This is a genomic window from Streptomyces rishiriensis, from assembly GCF_003112535.1.
Taxonomy (GTDB): domain Bacteria; phylum Actinomycetota; class Actinomycetes; order Streptomycetales; family Streptomycetaceae; genus Streptomyces; species Streptomyces rishiriensis.
This window is the reverse complement of sequence record NZ_BEWA01000001.1, coordinates 316,820-331,433: the sequence shown is the minus strand read 5'-3', so window position 1 is coordinate 331,433 and position 14,614 is coordinate 316,820. Positions and strand designations below refer to the sequence as shown.

General features: G+C 68.8%; 12 protein-coding genes and 3 pseudogenes. 6 read left to right on the top strand and 9 right to left on the bottom strand.

The annotated features are described in order from the left end of the window. Nucleotides 1–26: 26 nt before the first annotated feature. The 4 genes and pseudogenes from Sri02f_RS01545 to Sri02f_RS01530 all read right to left on the bottom strand — a co-directional run. The gene (locus Sri02f_RS01545; RefSeq protein ID WP_108999218.1) at nucleotides 27–1,778 is read right to left on the bottom strand and encodes a fatty acyl-AMP ligase; all 1,752 of its coding nucleotides are present in this window, start codon (nucleotides 1,776–1,778) and stop codon (nucleotides 27–29) included. 275 nt (nucleotides 1,779–2,053) lie between these two features. Beyond that, nucleotides 2,054–2,605 (bottom strand): annotated as a pseudogene (locus tag Sri02f_RS01540) (IS6 family transposase); the annotation flags it as partial. A 459-nt stretch (nucleotides 2,606–3,064) separates the two neighbouring features. Further along, entirely contained in the window at nucleotides 3,065–3,964 is a 900-nt protein-coding gene (locus tag Sri02f_RS01535) for a hypothetical protein (RefSeq protein ID WP_245970303.1), read from the bottom strand. Nucleotides 3,965–4,210: 246 nt separating this feature from the next. Next, nucleotides 4,211–4,795, bottom strand: a pseudogene (locus tag Sri02f_RS01530) (transposase); the annotation flags it as partial. Between the two features lie 55 nt (nucleotides 4,796–4,850). Here Sri02f_RS01530 and Sri02f_RS42005 point away from each other — a divergent pair. Then, entirely contained in the window at nucleotides 4,851–5,135 is a 285-nt protein-coding gene (locus Sri02f_RS42005; protein ID WP_174855564.1) for a hypothetical protein, read from the top strand. A gap of 302 nt (nucleotides 5,136–5,437) precedes the next feature. On the opposite strand, the gene Sri02f_RS41625 is transcribed toward Sri02f_RS42005, so the two are convergent. Both Sri02f_RS41625 and Sri02f_RS01520 read right to left on the bottom strand, forming a co-directional pair. Beyond that, nucleotides 5,438–5,647: a hypothetical protein gene (locus tag Sri02f_RS41625; protein ID WP_167467459.1), complete on the bottom strand. Its 210-nt coding sequence runs from the start codon at nucleotides 5,645–5,647 to the stop codon at nucleotides 5,438–5,440. A gap of 877 nt (nucleotides 5,648–6,524) precedes the next feature. Further along, on the bottom strand, nucleotides 6,525–7,382 hold the full coding sequence (locus Sri02f_RS01520) for an alpha/beta fold hydrolase (protein ID WP_108999216.1): 858 nt from the start codon (nucleotides 7,380–7,382) through the stop codon (nucleotides 6,525–6,527). A 60-nt stretch (nucleotides 7,383–7,442) separates the two neighbouring features. Between Sri02f_RS01520 and Sri02f_RS01515 the strand changes: the two genes are divergently transcribed. Then, nucleotides 7,443–8,033, top strand: a complete 591-nt coding sequence (locus tag Sri02f_RS01515) for a TetR/AcrR family transcriptional regulator (RefSeq protein WP_108999215.1) — start codon at nucleotides 7,443–7,445, stop codon at nucleotides 8,031–8,033. Nucleotides 8,034–8,648: 615 nt separating this feature from the next. Here Sri02f_RS01515 and mscL read toward each other — a convergent pair. Both mscL and Sri02f_RS01500 read right to left on the bottom strand, forming a co-directional pair. After that, nucleotides 8,649–9,092 (bottom strand): large conductance mechanosensitive channel protein MscL, encoded by a 444-nt coding sequence (gene mscL, locus Sri02f_RS01505; RefSeq protein ID WP_108999214.1) that lies wholly within the window; start codon nucleotides 9,090–9,092, stop codon nucleotides 8,649–8,651. A 401-nt stretch (nucleotides 9,093–9,493) separates the two neighbouring features. After that, nucleotides 9,494–10,471 (bottom strand): winged helix-turn-helix domain-containing protein, encoded by a 978-nt coding sequence (locus Sri02f_RS01500; RefSeq protein WP_218029827.1) that lies wholly within the window; start codon nucleotides 10,469–10,471, stop codon nucleotides 9,494–9,496. Between the two features lie 115 nt (nucleotides 10,472–10,586). On the opposite strand from Sri02f_RS01500, the gene Sri02f_RS01495 reads away from it, so the two are divergent. Continuing rightward, nucleotides 10,587–11,177: an RICIN domain-containing protein gene (locus tag Sri02f_RS01495; RefSeq protein ID WP_218029825.1), complete on the top strand. Its 591-nt coding sequence runs from the start codon at nucleotides 10,587–10,589 to the stop codon at nucleotides 11,175–11,177. 239 nt (nucleotides 11,178–11,416) lie between these two features. Here Sri02f_RS01495 and Sri02f_RS01490 read toward each other — a convergent pair. Beyond that, nucleotides 11,417–11,803, bottom strand: a pseudogene (locus Sri02f_RS01490) (VOC family protein); the annotation flags it as partial. 241 nt (nucleotides 11,804–12,044) lie between these two features. Here Sri02f_RS01490 and Sri02f_RS44315 point away from each other — a divergent pair. The 3 genes from Sri02f_RS44315 to Sri02f_RS01475 all read left to right on the top strand — a co-directional run bounded on the left by Sri02f_RS44315 (nucleotide 12,045) and on the right by Sri02f_RS01475 (nucleotide 14,601). After that, nucleotides 12,045–12,344, top strand: a complete 300-nt coding sequence (locus tag Sri02f_RS44315) for a DUF7691 family protein (RefSeq protein ID WP_445009684.1) — start codon at nucleotides 12,045–12,047, stop codon at nucleotides 12,342–12,344. Nucleotides 12,345–12,469: 125 nt separating this feature from the next. After that, a complete protein-coding gene (locus Sri02f_RS01480; protein ID WP_108999277.1) occupies nucleotides 12,470–12,994 on the top strand; it encodes a DUF6584 family protein in 525 nt (174 codons plus the stop codon). A 482-nt stretch (nucleotides 12,995–13,476) separates the two neighbouring features. Next, nucleotides 13,477–14,601 carry a serine hydrolase domain-containing protein gene (locus Sri02f_RS01475; protein WP_373865057.1) on the top strand — a complete coding sequence of 375 codons (1,125 nt, stop codon included), beginning with the start codon at nucleotides 13,477–13,479 and terminating at the stop codon, nucleotides 14,599–14,601. Nucleotides 14,602–14,614: the final 13 nt, after the last annotated feature.

The window sequence follows — 14,614 nt, the reverse complement described above, 5'->3', positions numbered from 1 at the left end:
GCCCCGGCCGGCGCGGCCGGGGTACGTCATCTCGCCGCGAGTTCGCCGATCACGGCCAGGGAGCCACCGAGGTACGCCTCGCGGGAGGCGCGGCGCTGGATCTTCCCGCTGGACGTCTTGGGGATGGTGCCGGGGCGGACCAGGACGACGTCACGCACCGACAGCCCGTGAGCCTCGCCGATAGCGTTACGGATCTCGCTGGTGATGGTGCCGGACTGGTCCGCCGACTCCGGGGCCACCTCGGCGACGATGACGGGCTGTTCGCCCTCGGTCCCGTGCTCGCCCACCTCCACGGGGAACGCGGCGATGCAGCCGGGGCGTAGGGCCGGGTGGGACAACTCCGCCGAGAGTTCCAGGTCCTGGGGGTAGTGATTGCGGCCGTCGATCACCATCAGGTCCTTCAGCCGCCCCGTGACGAACAGTTCACCGTCGCGCAGGAATCCGAGGTCACCGGTCCGCAGGAAGCGGGTGGCACCGTGCTCGCCGGAGCCCTCCTCCAGAGTGGCCCGGAACGTCTCCCGGGTCGCGACGGCGTTGCGCCAGTAGCCCTTGGCGACGCTGGCACCGGCCACCCAGATCTCGCCGACCTCGCCCTCGGGGAGTGCCCTGTGCCGTTCGGGATCGGCGATCACCACGTTCGTGCCGGGGCCCGGCCGTCCGGAACTGACGGCCGCCGCGTCCGCCGCGCCCGCGTGCGGGCCGTTCTCGTCGGCCGCGATCAGGTTCGGCGGCGTGCCGACGGTATGGCCGCTGACCATCAGGGTGGCCTCGGCCAGCCCGTAGCAGGGATACATGGCCTCGCGCCGGAATCCCGCCGCCCCCCCGAAGGTCTCGGTGAACCGGCGCAGGGTCGCGGCCCGCACCGGCTCGGCGCCGTTGAAGGCGACCTTCCACCGGCTCAGGTCCAGGCGGTCGAGGAGGTCGGGCGTGGCGTGCTTCAGGCACAGTTCGAAGGCGAAGTTCGGGCCGCCGCTGGTGTGCGGGCGGTACTTCGTGATCGCGGTCAGCCAGCGCTCGGGTTTCTGCAGGAAGTGCAGGGGCGAGAAGAGTGTGGTCGTCGCACCGAGGTACAGGGTGTTCAGGACAGGGAGGATGAGGCCCATGTCGTGGTAGACGGGCAGCCAGCTGACGAACAGTTCGTTGTCGTACTCCGCGAGCGCCTCCGGCGTGTGGCCCATCCGCTCCGTGAGCAAACGCTCGTTGTCCACAAGGTTGCCGTGCGTCACCATCACACCGCGCGGGGCCGAGGTGGAGCCCGAGGTGTACTGGAGGAAGGCGACCGAGTCAGCGCCGAGATCGGGCTCGTGCCAGGAGGCGGCCAGGTCGTCGGGGATGTCGTTGGTGACGACCTGGGTGATCTCCGCCAGTTCGGGCAGGTGCTGGGCCATGGTCGCGAGTGCCTCGGACACGCCAAGGCCGCTGAGGATCACCTTGGCGTCGGCGTCGGCGATCAGGCGCTTCATACGGGTGAGGGCCCGGTGGTTCTGCGAACGTCCCTGCGGTGGCACGCCCGGCACGGCGACGACCCCGGCCGAGAGACAGCCCAGATACGCCGAGATGAACTCGATGCCCGGGGGATAGAGGAGTATCGCGCGGGAACCGGCGAGGCCGTGTTCCTGTAACCAGGCGGCGATGGCCCGTGCCCGGCCCGCCAGACGCGCGTACGAGATGTCCTGGACCTCCCCGTCGCTGTCACCGGTGACCAGATAGCGGTAGGCGGTCCGATCGGGGTGCCGCGAGGCGTGCGCAGAGAGTGTATCGACGAGGGAACGAACCATGTGCGTGTTCCACCTACCTTGCAGAGGCGTCCCAAGGCACGGGAAACCCAGGAGCCATCGAACGTGTGCTGGCACCGCAAGTATTGACGGCCCCTCCCACGAGAGTTCAACTGTTTACTTTCGTGCCGTGCAAGTTGAGCCGCAATGCGTCTCAAAGGCATGCGCTTTTGGCGGATTATGGATCACAGGTGTCGCAAGGGCGCTGTCACGCTGTTGGGCGTGTGGGTGTCTGACGGTGCGTCGGGGCGTGGCGGGGTCCGGTTCGGAGCCGGTGCTCAGATCGTCATGGGCTGGTCGGCGGCGCCTGTGATGTGGTTCCAGACGGCGAAGCGGACGGTCATCTCGGCTCGGTAGCCGGAGGCGGGCATGAGAGGGCGGCGGGGCCGGAAGTCGGGCGAGATCCTGCTGAACGCGGACAGAAACCGCTGCGTCCCGCCGACGGAACGGAAGCCCTTCATCGCGTGTTCACGCTGCCCGGCTGGCTGGTGGCTAGTCTCCGCCCGGTTGCTCAGCCCCTTGTGCGAGCGGTGTTCGACAGTGGGCATCACCTGGCGACGGTTGGCTCCGTAGGAGCGGAGCTTGTCCGTGACGACCACCCGCGGCACCGTGGCGGTCGTCTTCATCAGGCGGCGGAAGAAGCGCTTGGCCGCGGTCATGACCCGGTGGTTCTGCACCAGGATGTCGAGCACCATGCCGTCCTGATCCACGGCCCGCCACAGATATTCCTGCTCGCCGTTGATCTTGATGAAGACCTCGTCCAGATGTCACTTGTCCCCAGGCCGACGCTGCCTGCGACGCAGCGTATGGGCGTACTGCTGCCCGAACTTGTGCGTTGCTGACGTGGTTGCTTAATGATCTTGGTTCGAGGGCTTCCCGGTGCCGGTCCCGGTCGAGGGGCTGGCAGATGCCGAGGGCGCGGGTTCACCGGACGGTGCGGCTGACCTTTCACGGGACGGTCCGGCGGACGGTACCGTCGCCGGGGACAGGCGGGGCGCCGATGTGGAGTCCTGAACTGTGGCCTGCGCCTGGGCGAGGCTTCCCCCTTCGGTCAGGAACAGGGTAGTTCCGGCCGCGAGGATCACGAGGCGCGATATTCGTCTGTGTGAGGTAAGCAAGGAATGCTTTCTGAGTCATGGACAAACTGCCTCCGGACCGGAAGCGGCCGGAGGCAGCGAAGGAAAGATGAAGGGAGTACCGGAGAAGGCGGGGAACACAGTTCGGCACGCGCCCACCGGTGCCCGCTCGAGCCGCTCGGGGTTGACGGTCCGCGGCCGCCACGTTCGCCGCTACGCGGAGGGCGCAGCCTTCCGTGAGCGGCGGCGCCGTACCGCGAACGCGCCGCCGGAGGCGAGGACCAAGGCCGCGGCCGCGCTGCCACCGGTGACTGCCCAGGACGGGCCGCCGCCGTCCGCGATGGGCTGACCGGCGATCGTGACGTGCTGCTTCGTGGTCTGCTGCCCATGGTGGCTGACCACGGTCACGGTGTGGCGGCCGCTGGGTACGTCGCCTCGCAGCTGTCCGTGGCCCGCGTATACCGTGCCAGGGTCGTCGCATTTGCAGCCGGGGTCGTCCGGGCTGTCCGTCTTGATCGTCAACGGGCCCTTGAGGATGGGCGACGTGATGGTCAGGGAGTTCTCCCCCGGTGCGGCCCGCAGGTCGGTGAGGACCACCCGGACGTCGCTGCCCGGGCGGAGGGAGGCGGGTGTGCCGCTGCCGGGGGACGCGTTCCTGGGCACGATGACGAACCGGTAGATCTGCGCAGTGTTCTCCGCCAGGACCTTGAGTTGTGCGGTGGCGATGGTACGGCCGTGGCTCGTCGCGGTGACCGGATAGGTGCCCGCGCGCAGGCCCGAGCGGACGCGGTGGTCTGTTCCTGGCGCGTCCACCTGGACCGACTGCGTCGAGCCCTTCTTCAGGGGAGTCAGGGTGATTGGCTCCTGCAGGGCCGGGGAGGTGACCTCGACCTTGTCCCATCCCGGTGGCATTCCGCCGAGGCTGAAAGAGATGTCGTCACCCGCCTCCAGGGCGAGGTTCTGATCCACGTGGTACTCCAGGCGGACCGCCGGAGACGGGCTGCCGCCCGGAGCGGGGCTCGCGCCCTCGGCGGCCGACACCCCCGTCGCTCCTCCCAGCAAGGGCATCACGGCAAGACCGGCCACGCCCACGGCCCGAACTGCGTTGCGCAACAATGATTCTCCTTTGATGCAGGACAGTTGAGCCGGGAAGGCCACATCGGTATCGATCCGGCCTCGAGGAAGAGGGCAAAGGCGCGCATCAGGTTGCGAAAGATCCCGTTCACGATGCACGGCCCCTCGCCGAGGACGAACACCCCTACGCATCCCCCATGCGCCGCACGCAGTCCGACAGCTACGCGCTGAACTACGCCGCCGTTGAAAGAGCGTTTTGTCCCGGTGAGGTTTTTGGTTCGAGGTTCAGGTGTCGCGCCAGTTCAGGGTGGATTCGCGGGTGAGTCTGCGGCTTATGAGGTCGATCACCGCGACGTGGATGATGGCTTCGGAGCGGTGGGGGTGGGTCTCGTAGTCGCGGGCCAGCCGGCGGTGGTGCATGAGCAAGCCGAAGGTGCGCTCGACGACCCAGCGTCGCGGGATCACCTTGAAGCCTATGGCGCCCGGGGTGCGTTGGACGACTTCCACGTCGATCCCGAGGCGGGCGCCGTGTTCAATGGCTTTGGTGCGGTAGCCGGTGTCTGCCCATGCTCTGGTCACGCGAGGGTGAGTGGCGGCGATGTGGGACATCAAGTGCATGCCGCCGACGTTGTCGGAAACGCTCGCCGCGGTGACCCAGACAGCCAGAAGCAGGCCGAGGGTGTCCACCCCGATATGGTGCTTGCGACCTGCGACTTTCTCGCCGGCATCGATGCCCTCGCTGGTCGCGGGCACGTTCGCGGAGGTCTTCACGCTTTGAGCGTCCAGCGCGCAGGCGGTTGGCTCGCCGTCACGGCCTTCGGCCTCCCGGACCAGGCGCCGCAGGAGACCGTTGAGTCGGTCGAAGACGCCTTCCAGGGAGTACGCGACCGCTGCTGCCGCTGTCCGCCGTCCGCAAGGCGGCTCCATGACGGCGGTCCGGACACCCGCTCAGGTCCTGGCCGAGGCACGGCGAGCCGACAGCCAGCGCAAACGGCACAGCGTCCTGGCGGCACTCCAGACCCTGGCGGCGGCCGGCGAGCGCATCACCTTCGCCACAGTCGCGCGAGCGGCCGGCGTGTCCACCTGGCTCGTCTACGCCGAAGGAGTAAGCGAACATGTCCAGGCCGCGATCGACCAGCAGTCTGATGAACCTGCGAAGGCCCGCAGCCAGGGCCGGCAGACCAGTCCGGCGAGTCCCAAGACCGACTAGCCAGGGCCGGCAGGCCAGTCCGGCGAGTCTCAAGACCGACCTCGCCCTGGCCCGGGAAGAGATCACCTCTCTGCGGGATGAACGCGACCGGCTCCGTGAGGCCGTCCGGCAGCAACTCGGCCAGCAGCTCGACCAGGTCAGCAATCGGCAGCTGACCGACCTCATCAGCGAACTCACGGAACAGGTACGGCAGTTGGAACGGTCCGAAGCTCAGGCCAGGACCGAGGCCGAGCAACTCGGCTCACGCGTCGCGGAGCTGCAGGCCGACCTTGCGGCGGCCCGCACCAGCCTGCGGAAGATGATCAGGCAGCAGGCAGGCCCACCCGATGAGCAACGACCTCGGCCGGCTCGGCCAGCAGCTCGGAGGCCAGGTCCAGCAGCGGGGGCGTCAGTTCGGGGTGATCGCCCCGGCTGCCCGCCATCAGCAGCTCGGCCACCGCGAACAACTGGACCTGACGCCCTCCAGCAGCGGTCAGGAAGCCGGAGAAGCGGTCCGTGATCTCCGCGGCCACGGTGGGCTGCAGGAGCGAGGTACACCCGCAGAACGGCAACATCCCACCCCGCCGGCGCCATCCCCCATCCCTCCCAGCCAAGAAGAACGCAGGCCGGAGCCGTCAGATTCGCCCAGTGCAGATCACCATGACTGGCCTTCCACACGGCGACTTCCCGATCGACTCGGCCGCCGCTGATCCACTCCAGGCGCCGGTTCACCAGGTCCTGACGGACCGACACCCGGTCCGTCGCGGTCGCCGCCACGGCTTCGAGGGACGTCTCCAGTCCCTTCCACCAGCTCTCCGACAACTGCACGGGTCCCCGCAGCTCGGGCGTCACGGAGACCGGCGCGTCCTCGACGAACGTCGAAAGCTCGGCCCGGAAACGAAGACCCTCCTCAGCCCAGTCACGCATCCCCACCAGCTCCGGCCGGGACGCCCCCGCGATGACCTGCGCGGACTCGATACCCATCCAGAGCTTCCCGCTGACCTTGTCCGCCGGCGCAGCGACCACCCGAAGCCACCTGGCAAGTCCGTTCATCGTCACCTTGCCGCCCAGAGTCCGCCCTCTCCAACCCTCAGCCCGAACCCCATCGGCGGTCTGGCAGCCGAACCCCTCCGCGGCCCGCACAAACACTTTTCGGAGGAGCTGGAGATCAGCCTCAGACGGCTCCCACATCGGCACCGTTCGTCCCCTCAGATCGACCGTTCACCCTTCTGGACAAGGATTCCAGAGCTGGCTGCTCCAGTTTCCGCAAGAGTCGTTTCGCTGGTGGGTTCGGGAGTCGTTCCACGGCGCCCAGCATGATCAATCATGACTGAGTATCCCAGTTGCCAGTGTGAGCACTTCAGTTGACCGATGGGCGGTAGCGGCTGTTTCCGGCTACTTCCCCCGCACTCAGCCGGCGTGTCGGGCCGGCTCTGCTCCGGTCTGGACAAGAAAGTCAGTCAGCACGTCGGCAAGCCGTTTGGGCTGGTCCTCGGGGATGAGGGTGGACGAGTCGGCGATCTCGATCAGCCGGCCCTGCGGGTACAACTCGGCCAGTCGGGGGCCGTGCTCACGCGGCATCAGTCTGTCCTCGGTCGCCCAGACGACCAGTACCGGGCGGTCGAATTCACGCAACCGCTCGCTCCAGTCCAGCAGTGTCCTGCGGTCGGGTGCTCCGGTGGCGAACTTGGCGAGGTCCTTGCGAATGGCCCTGCTGTGGGTGGCGGGAGCGAACCAGTCGTCCATGATCTCGTCGGGGATCCCGCGCAGGCTCATCCCACCGTATCCGGCCCGGTTGTGGCGGAACGCGGGGATACCCATGAGTCGGGTCAGGAGCCAGACGCCGCCGGGGACCCTGCATACCTGGGCCATCGCCTTGGCGGGTCCGGGGGGAAAGTTGTCGAAGGCCTCGCAGGACACCAGCACCAGACGCGCGAGCCTCTGGGCCCGCCCTTCCGACACCAGGAACTGGCCCCCGCCCCAGTCGTTGAGGACAAGGGTCACCTCGTCCAGGCCGAGCCGTTCGATGAACTCACCTAAGAGCCGGGCGACACCTCGCTGAGACAGGTCTGCATCCGGGTTCATCGGCCGGCGGTGACCGCCGAGGGGCAGCGTAGGCAGGACACAGCGGTAACCGTCCAGCAGTGGGACCACCTTGCGCCACTGGGTCTCGTTCATCGGCATACCGTGGCCGAACACCAGCACCGGCCCATCACCGCCGGTGTCCTGGTAGTCAACCGGTCCAGACGACAGCTCGATCCTCGGCATCGAACCCCCATTTGATAGATTGTTCTACTGTAATCTTGGAGGCAGGAAAAGCTGGGGGCAATGGGGCAATCGGACACACGATCCAGGATCCAGGCCGCCGCCGCGATGCTGTTCCGCCGCCACGGCTACTCGGCCACCGGCCTCAAGCGGGTCGCGACAGCGGCAGAAGCGCCGTTCGGCTCGATCTATCACTTCTTCCCCGGTGGCAAGCAGCAACTGGCCGAGGACATGATCCGCACGTCCGGACCCGAGTACGGCCGAATGGTGTTGGCTCTGCTGGACAGTGTGCCGGACCCTGCCGAATCCCTCGTGCACGCCTTCGAGGCAGCTGCGGACGACATTGCCGCGGCGAACTATGCCGACGCATGCCCGATCGGGACGGTGGCATTGGAGGTTGCCAGCAGCAATGAGGTGCTGAGGGCCGCGACGGCAGAGGTCTTCGAGGAGTGGGTCGACGACGCGGCGCAGTGGTTCGGCCGTTGGGTCGACGACCCAACCGCGGCGCGATCGCTCGCCTACTCGATGATCATGATGCTTGAGGGGGCGTTTATGCTCGGCCGGGCTGCTCGTGATCCGGAACCGCTGCGGGTGGCAGGCCGATCGATGGCCGAGTTGCTGCGCACAACTGTCGCGCAGGCGGGTGGGGGCTGACTCCGGTGAGCGAGACGGGCGGCCCGAGTGCGAGTAGGTACTGAGCACAGGACTCGCCAAAGGGCTGTCCCGCAAAGATCTTGAAGCCGCCTCGGGCATGGTGGCCGGCTTGCGGCCCGAGATTCGGCATCGGACCCGGGGTGCAGCGCGTGGCCGACCCGTCGGTCCCCACCGCGGTGCTCACCGATACCCTGCGCCTCGTCCTCGGTCCGGATGCCGGGCACTCCTGAAACCCTGTGCCGGCGGGCCGGGTTCCCGGGGCGGCCTGACCGGCAAGGTCCACCGTGCGGTCGAGCATGGACAGAAGCCCTTGTCGGTGATGGTCACGGCGGGACAGCGGGGCGACTCACCGCAGTTCGAGCTGGTCTCGCATCCGATCCGGGTGCCCCGGCCCGGGCGCGGCAGGCCGCGCAAGCACCCGGACCGACAAGGCGTACGACTCCCGCAGCAACCGCTCCGGCCTGCGCAGACGCGGGATCAAGGCCACGATTCCCAGCCCCGGCGGACCGTGTCGCAACCGGATCGAGCGCGGCTCGCCCGGTGGACGGCCGTCGGAGTTCGAAGGGACGACGACAAGCAGCGGCACACGGTCGAGTGCGGGATCAACCGTCCGGGTCACCCGGCGCGCTGGGTCGTCTCCCCGGCCTGAGCGGGTACGGCGGGCAGGGGGACGGTGCAGGAGGCGCAGCGTCGGGCCTGTGCGGGGACGGGGCTGAGGCATTCGGGGCAGTCCCGTTTGGGGGCCTGGACGTCTTGGTGCGGGGCGAGGCGTTCGTGGAGCTTGTTGATCGGGAGCACGACCAGGAAGTACAGAGCGCTGGCGAGGAGGAGGAAGCTGATCGCCGCGTTGATGAAGGCGCCGTAGGGGAACTTCGTGGCGCCTACGGTGAAGGTCTTGCGGCCCATGTCGCCCGTGGCGCCGGTGGCCAGTCCGACGAGTGGTGTCAGGAAGGCGCTGACGAAGCCGTTCACCACGGCGGTGAACGCTGCCCCGATGACGATGCCGACGGCCAGGTCGACCACGTTGCCGCGCAGGATGAAGCTGCGGAAGCCCTTCACCTTCTCACTCCCAAGAGACTCTTGACGTCGACGGGCGGCCCCGAAATCGCGGTCAGCCCACTGCCTTCACCTCGGATGCCCTACCGCCCCTCACCCATGTCGGCTCCGCCGCGCGGCACGGTGATGGACGTCAAGCGCGCCATCGCGACCTGTCGCCCAGCATGAGCTGCACCCCGAAAACCGGCATTGGCTCACATACCGCCCTTTAGTAGTGTGTCCCATGTGGTGATCGAGTCTCGACGGTCCAGCCGACCTCCAGGATCATCCAGGTCTTCGGCGGGGCCATGACCCCCGTCGGTTGGACCTCGTAGCGGCCGTCTCGACGGGTGCCCCCTCGCTCGCCCGGGTGCGGCCCGCCCCCGCCCCTCCCGGGCGCGCGGGGCGGGGCGGGGCTGGTACGCCTACACCATTCCCCCGAGCCGCTGGTAGAGCACGTGCCGGGACCGTCGGGCACGGGTGACGAGCCCGGCCCGGTGGAGGATCTGCAGGTGGTAGGAGACGGTGGCCGGACTCAGGTAGAGCCGCTTGGCGATCTCCGTCGTGGAACGCGGTTGGCTCAGCTCGGCCAGGAGCTTTCGCCGCGTCGCGCCGATCAGCGGGTCCTGGGCGGGCGGAAGACAGTCGACCTTCGCGGCGGGATAGACGATGAGCGGGGTGCGCGGCGCGGGCGTTCCGGGCGGTTCCCCGGCGCAGAAGAGGGCCCGGTCGACGAAGACGCTCGGCGTGAGGATCACCGCTTCCGCGTCCAGCGTCAGCCGGTGGATGCTGTCCGTGCGGAGGTGGACGAGCAGTTCGCCGCCGCGCCATTCCAGGTTCGGGGCCAGCCGGTTGAGGGCCTCGGCGAGCCCGTACTGGGTGATATCGGAGGCCCGGGCGGTGACGTCGGCTTCCAGTCGGGTCCGGATGGCCGGCCACGAGGGCTTCAGTGCCGCGTGCCAGAACCGTGCCATCTCGTCGGCGAGTCGGCGCGCGAAGTGGTCCTCCCCCCGGCCGAGGGCCTGCAGGAGCTGCCGCGGCGCCGGGTGGCCGGAACCGGGGTCCCAGGAGTGGCCGTTGACGGCCTCGGCCAGCTCGTAGCGGATCCGTTCCTGCGGGGTCGTCGCGATCTGGTGCAGCGCGGTGTCGATGTCGGTCAGGAAGGCCGGGGGTTCCGGCCGCAGGAAGTCCGGGGCGTAACCGAGGGGGCCTCCTCCGCCGACCACGGCCAGCAGCCCGAGCCGGTGCCGGGTCAGCGCGTCCGTGGCCCTGCTCCGCCAGGACGGCGTCAGGGTGCCTGGGTTGAAGCCGACGAGGCGCAGCAGGTCTTTGGCCGAGCCCATCGGTGAGACCGCGAACCGCACGCCCCCCAGCCCCCGGGCGCCCAGGCGGATCCGGATCACACGCGTTCCCCTTTCGCCAGTCGCTTCGAAAGAAATCGAATCATTGGACCGGTCAATCGGCGTGCCGTTTCCTGGATTTCACCGCACAGACCGACCCCGAAAGGAAACAGGACCTGTGATCCTTCACAAGAAGCTGGCCGCCGTCGCGACCGCCGTGGCGGCCCTCACCGTCGGTGCCTCAGGCGCGGCATCCGCCCAGCCCGCCGAGCCCGCCGCCCACCACGTGGCCTGGGAGCAGGGCCAGGCGCCCGGGGCCCGGGCGGGCTCCCTCGCCGCGGGCATCTACGTCCGGATCTACAGCCTGTACCAGGCGACCCCGGGCCAGTGCCTGGACGCCGACGCCACCGCCGGCGGCAACGGCACCAAGGTCCAGGTGTGGGGGTGCAACGGCACTACCCAGCAAGAGTGGCTGCTGTCCACCGACGGCAGCCTGCGGAGCGTGCGGTTCCCGGGCATGTGCCTGGACGCCGACACCAACGGCGGCGGCGCCAACGGCAACCGGGTGCAGCTGTGGCAGTGCAACGGCACCACCCAGCAGCAGTGGTACCACCCCTCGGGGGACCTGGCCATCTACAACGCCCGCTTCAACAACGGCAACAACACCGTGCTGGACCGCAACACCAACGTCCCCGGCAACGGCGCCGAGGCCCAGCTGTGGGGCAAGAACTTCCAGTCCCAGCAGTGGTGGGACGTCCGGACCGCGTGACGCCTCCGGGCACCGGCACCGGCACCGGCGCCCGGAGAACAGCACGTCTCGACAGGAGGGAACACGCATGAACGCAGCGGCACGTCCTCGGAGGAAGCTCAGCGCGGGGGCCGTGGGACGCGCCGCCGCGATCGCGTCCCCCTCGCTCAAGGTCGGGGAGATCGTGGAGCTCTGGAACTGCAACAGCCAGCCGATCCACCGGAGAGTCCCTGACTCTTCTGCGTGTCCATCGCATCGGACGGTGCCAATGTGCGCACGACGTCGAACTCGTTGCCCTCGGGGTCGGCCATGACCACCCAGCTCCGGCCGGGGTCCTGGCCCACGTCTGCCTTGACGGCGCCGAGGCCGATCAGCCTCGCCACCTCCTCGTCGGTCCCGGCGTCGATCGGGCTGACGTCCAGATGGAGCCGGTTCTTCACGGCCTTGCTCTCGGGGACCTGGATGAAGAGCAGGGTGGGCGGCATCTGGCGGGCCCGGACCTCCTCGACGGTCGGCTCCCAGGAGCCGATCTCGACCTTGCCCTCGCTCCGGCCGATCACCTGGAAGCCCAGGACCGCGCACCAGAAGGCCGCGATCCGCTCCGGATCATGGCAGTCGACAACCAACTCGGTGAACCTACTGGTCATTGCTCCCCCCAGACAGTGCGGACGGGGCTCAGACTATGGGGTCGCGCCATCCCTCCGGTCGGTATCCGCCATGACCGGCCACCCATGCAATCGATCATCATGCCCGAGTGCCTGAGTCGACGTCAGGCTTGTTACCGGGTCCCGCGCCTGCGTCGGCTGCCGGTCGCGCACTCCTCGGGAGCCCGTGCGCTCGACACGATGATCGCCGCCTACGACATGCACCGGGGCCAGCCGGCCGCCGGTGAGCGCGCCCGCCGGGTCGCGGTCGCGGGCCCGGGCCGGCCGCCGGGCACCGACTCGGCGCACTGGTCGCGCCCCGCGCGCAGGGCGCCCTGCTGCGCGAGGCCGTCGACGTGCGCTCGACAGGGCCAATCCGGCCGCCGAGGCCCACCGCGCCGTCCGGGACGAGATGGACCCCGACTTCCAGTACGACGTTCAAGAGCTGAGCGAAACGCTCGAGTCGGAGCACGTCGAGTGGGAGTACGCCACGAAGAACATCGACTGGTACACCCAGGACACGCTCTTCTTCCAATTCACCTGACACTGCCGACGTTCGCCAGGCGGGCGGGAGCGCGACGGACCGAGGGGACGCCTGTCACGCGACCGCGCGGTGCTGAGCGGCAAACCAGATCGACGAGGATCAGTGGGATGAGCGATCATGTGTTCATGCCCCTGAGTGAGACGCTTGCCCGAGTCGACGCAGACCTGGCCGCCGGCCGGATTCCCGTCGCGCGCCAGCGTCTGCGCGGTCTCATCTCGTCCTTTCCGCACGACCTGACGCTCCGTCGGCGTCTGGCCGAGGTGTACCGGCGCTACGGCGACGCCGCCGAGGCCGGACGCTGGATGTTCCTCGAAGAGGACCGCGACGCGGACGAGACCGCCGCCTTCGAGTCGCGCTACGGGTCTCCCGGGTGGCGGATGAAGGCCCTCGCCTGGCGCGGCCCCGAGGCGTTGGCTGCCACATCCTTCGCGGAGAAGCAGTTGCTCGCAGTGCGGACCGCCTGCGCCGAGGAACTGGGGCGCCCCGTCGACTGGGACGACCCCGCCTCCTACGGCGAACTGGAAGAGCAGCACAAGGCGCCCTTCGAGCCATGGACGGTCGCAGGCGTGCTGGCGGGCGTCGGCAGCCTGGTGATCGCCCTTGCGTTCCTCGCGATCTGGATCAGAGGAGTCGCCGCCCTCTTCGAGTGACCCAGAGCACCGCGGGAGCAGGGGGCGTCCGCCCGGGGGCAGGGGGCGGAGGCGCGCGTTCTCTCAGGGGAACCGCCCGTCTCGCGGGCTCCGCTCAGGAAGAAAGCATCGGGAAGACAATCAAGTAACCGACAGTCATCACTTCTTCCCGCCTTCGGCTATTCTCCGAGGGGCGCACCGGGCCCGTGCAGGGCCGGCCGGACCCGGCTTCGCCCAGGGTTGCACGACAACTCGCCGAAGCGGAGCCTGTGTTCGCCCCCCGGATCCCCGATGGTGCCCGACCACCTTCCCGGATTGTGAAGGAGTGCGAATTGCGCGTACGTGTGGGCGTTCGAGGGCGCTTCCCATTGAGGGCGCTACGCGCAGTAGCAACGGTTGTCGTGTCCGCGGCCCTCGTGGTGCCCATGGCTGCGGCCCCGTCGAGTGCGAACACGATCGATGAGAGTGCGGCGGTCCGGGAAAGTGCGGCCGGCGGCCTTCGCCTGCCCCCGGCGACCCCGCGGGACCGCACTGCGAAGGCGCGCGCTCACCTGCGGGAGTTGGCGCGGAAGTTGGTGGACGAGGGAGTGCCTGGGGTAGTCGTGCGGGTGGACGACGGTCACGGCAGGCCGATCGAGATCTCCGAGCAGGCCGCCTGGACGAAGAAGGACCATCGGTTGCGGGCGGACGACGAGGTGCGAGAAGCGTCCAACACCAAGACGGTGATGGCCACCCTCGTCCTGCAACTGGTCGCCGAGCACAGACTCGCTCTGGCCGACCCGGTCGACAAGTGGCTGCCCGGCGAAGTGCGCAACGGCAGGGCGATCACCCTGCGCATGCTGCTCAACCACACCAGCGGGCTGTTCGACTACACCGAGGACCCCGCCCTCGCACCGGCGCTCACCGGCTGGGACTCCCACGTGTGGACGTCGACGGAAATCCTGGACCTTGTGAACGGACACCCGGCACTGTTCGAGCCCGGCACCGAGTGGTCGTACAGCAACACCAACTACATCGCGATCGGTGCCGTCCTGGAGAAGGCCACCGGGAAGACGCTCGCAGCGCTGGTCCGGGACCGGATCACCGAACCTCTCAGGCTCCACCACACCTTCTACGCCACCGGCTCCGCCTGGCACGACCGGCACGCGCACGGATACGAGCCCGACGCCGCCCACATGCCCGCGGGCGTCCCCGAGGAGTTCAGGCACTACGCCGGACCGCAGCACGACGACCACGTGGACGTCACGGGCGACTACGTCACGGCCGCCGGAGCGGATGCCGCGATCGTGTCCACCGCCGCTGACTGGTCCCGCTTCTACAATGCGCTGATGTCGGGCCGCTTGCTGTCCGCCGCCCAACTGGCCGAGATGCGCACGACCGTGCCGGAGAGCGGGCCGGAGGACCCGGACGAGCTCGGCTACGGGTTGGGCATCGAGACGGCGAAGACCTCCTGCGGCACGGTCTGGGACCATGTGGGCGTCGTCCCTGGCTATGCGACCTACAACGTCACCGACTCCACCGGCCGTCGCACGGCTTCCTTCTACTTCACCACGTCCACGCTCACCAAGGAGGCGCACCGGACCGGCGCGGCCCTGATGGACGCGGTCCACTGCGCCATGTTCGACTGACCCGCACGCCACG

What these genes read in the sequence shown, in the direction of transcription:
- Sri02f_RS01545 (WP_108999218.1), bottom strand. Translation starts at nt 1,778, where the DNA reads ATGGTTCGTTCCCTCGTCGATACACTCTCTGCGCACGCCTCGCGGCAC.
- Sri02f_RS42005 (WP_174855564.1), top strand. Translation starts at nt 4,851, where the DNA reads ATGACGGCGGTCCGGACACCCGCTCAGGTCCTGGCCGAGGCACGGCGA.
- Sri02f_RS01520 (WP_108999216.1), bottom strand. Translation starts at nt 7,382, where the DNA reads ATGCCGAGGATCGAGCTGTCGTCTGGACCGGTTGACTACCAGGACACC.
- Sri02f_RS01515 (WP_108999215.1), top strand. Translation starts at nt 7,443, where the DNA reads ATGGGGCAATCGGACACACGATCCAGGATCCAGGCCGCCGCCGCGATG.
- Sri02f_RS01480 (WP_108999277.1), top strand. Translation starts at nt 12,470, where the DNA reads ATGCCCCTGAGTGAGACGCTTGCCCGAGTCGACGCAGACCTGGCCGCC.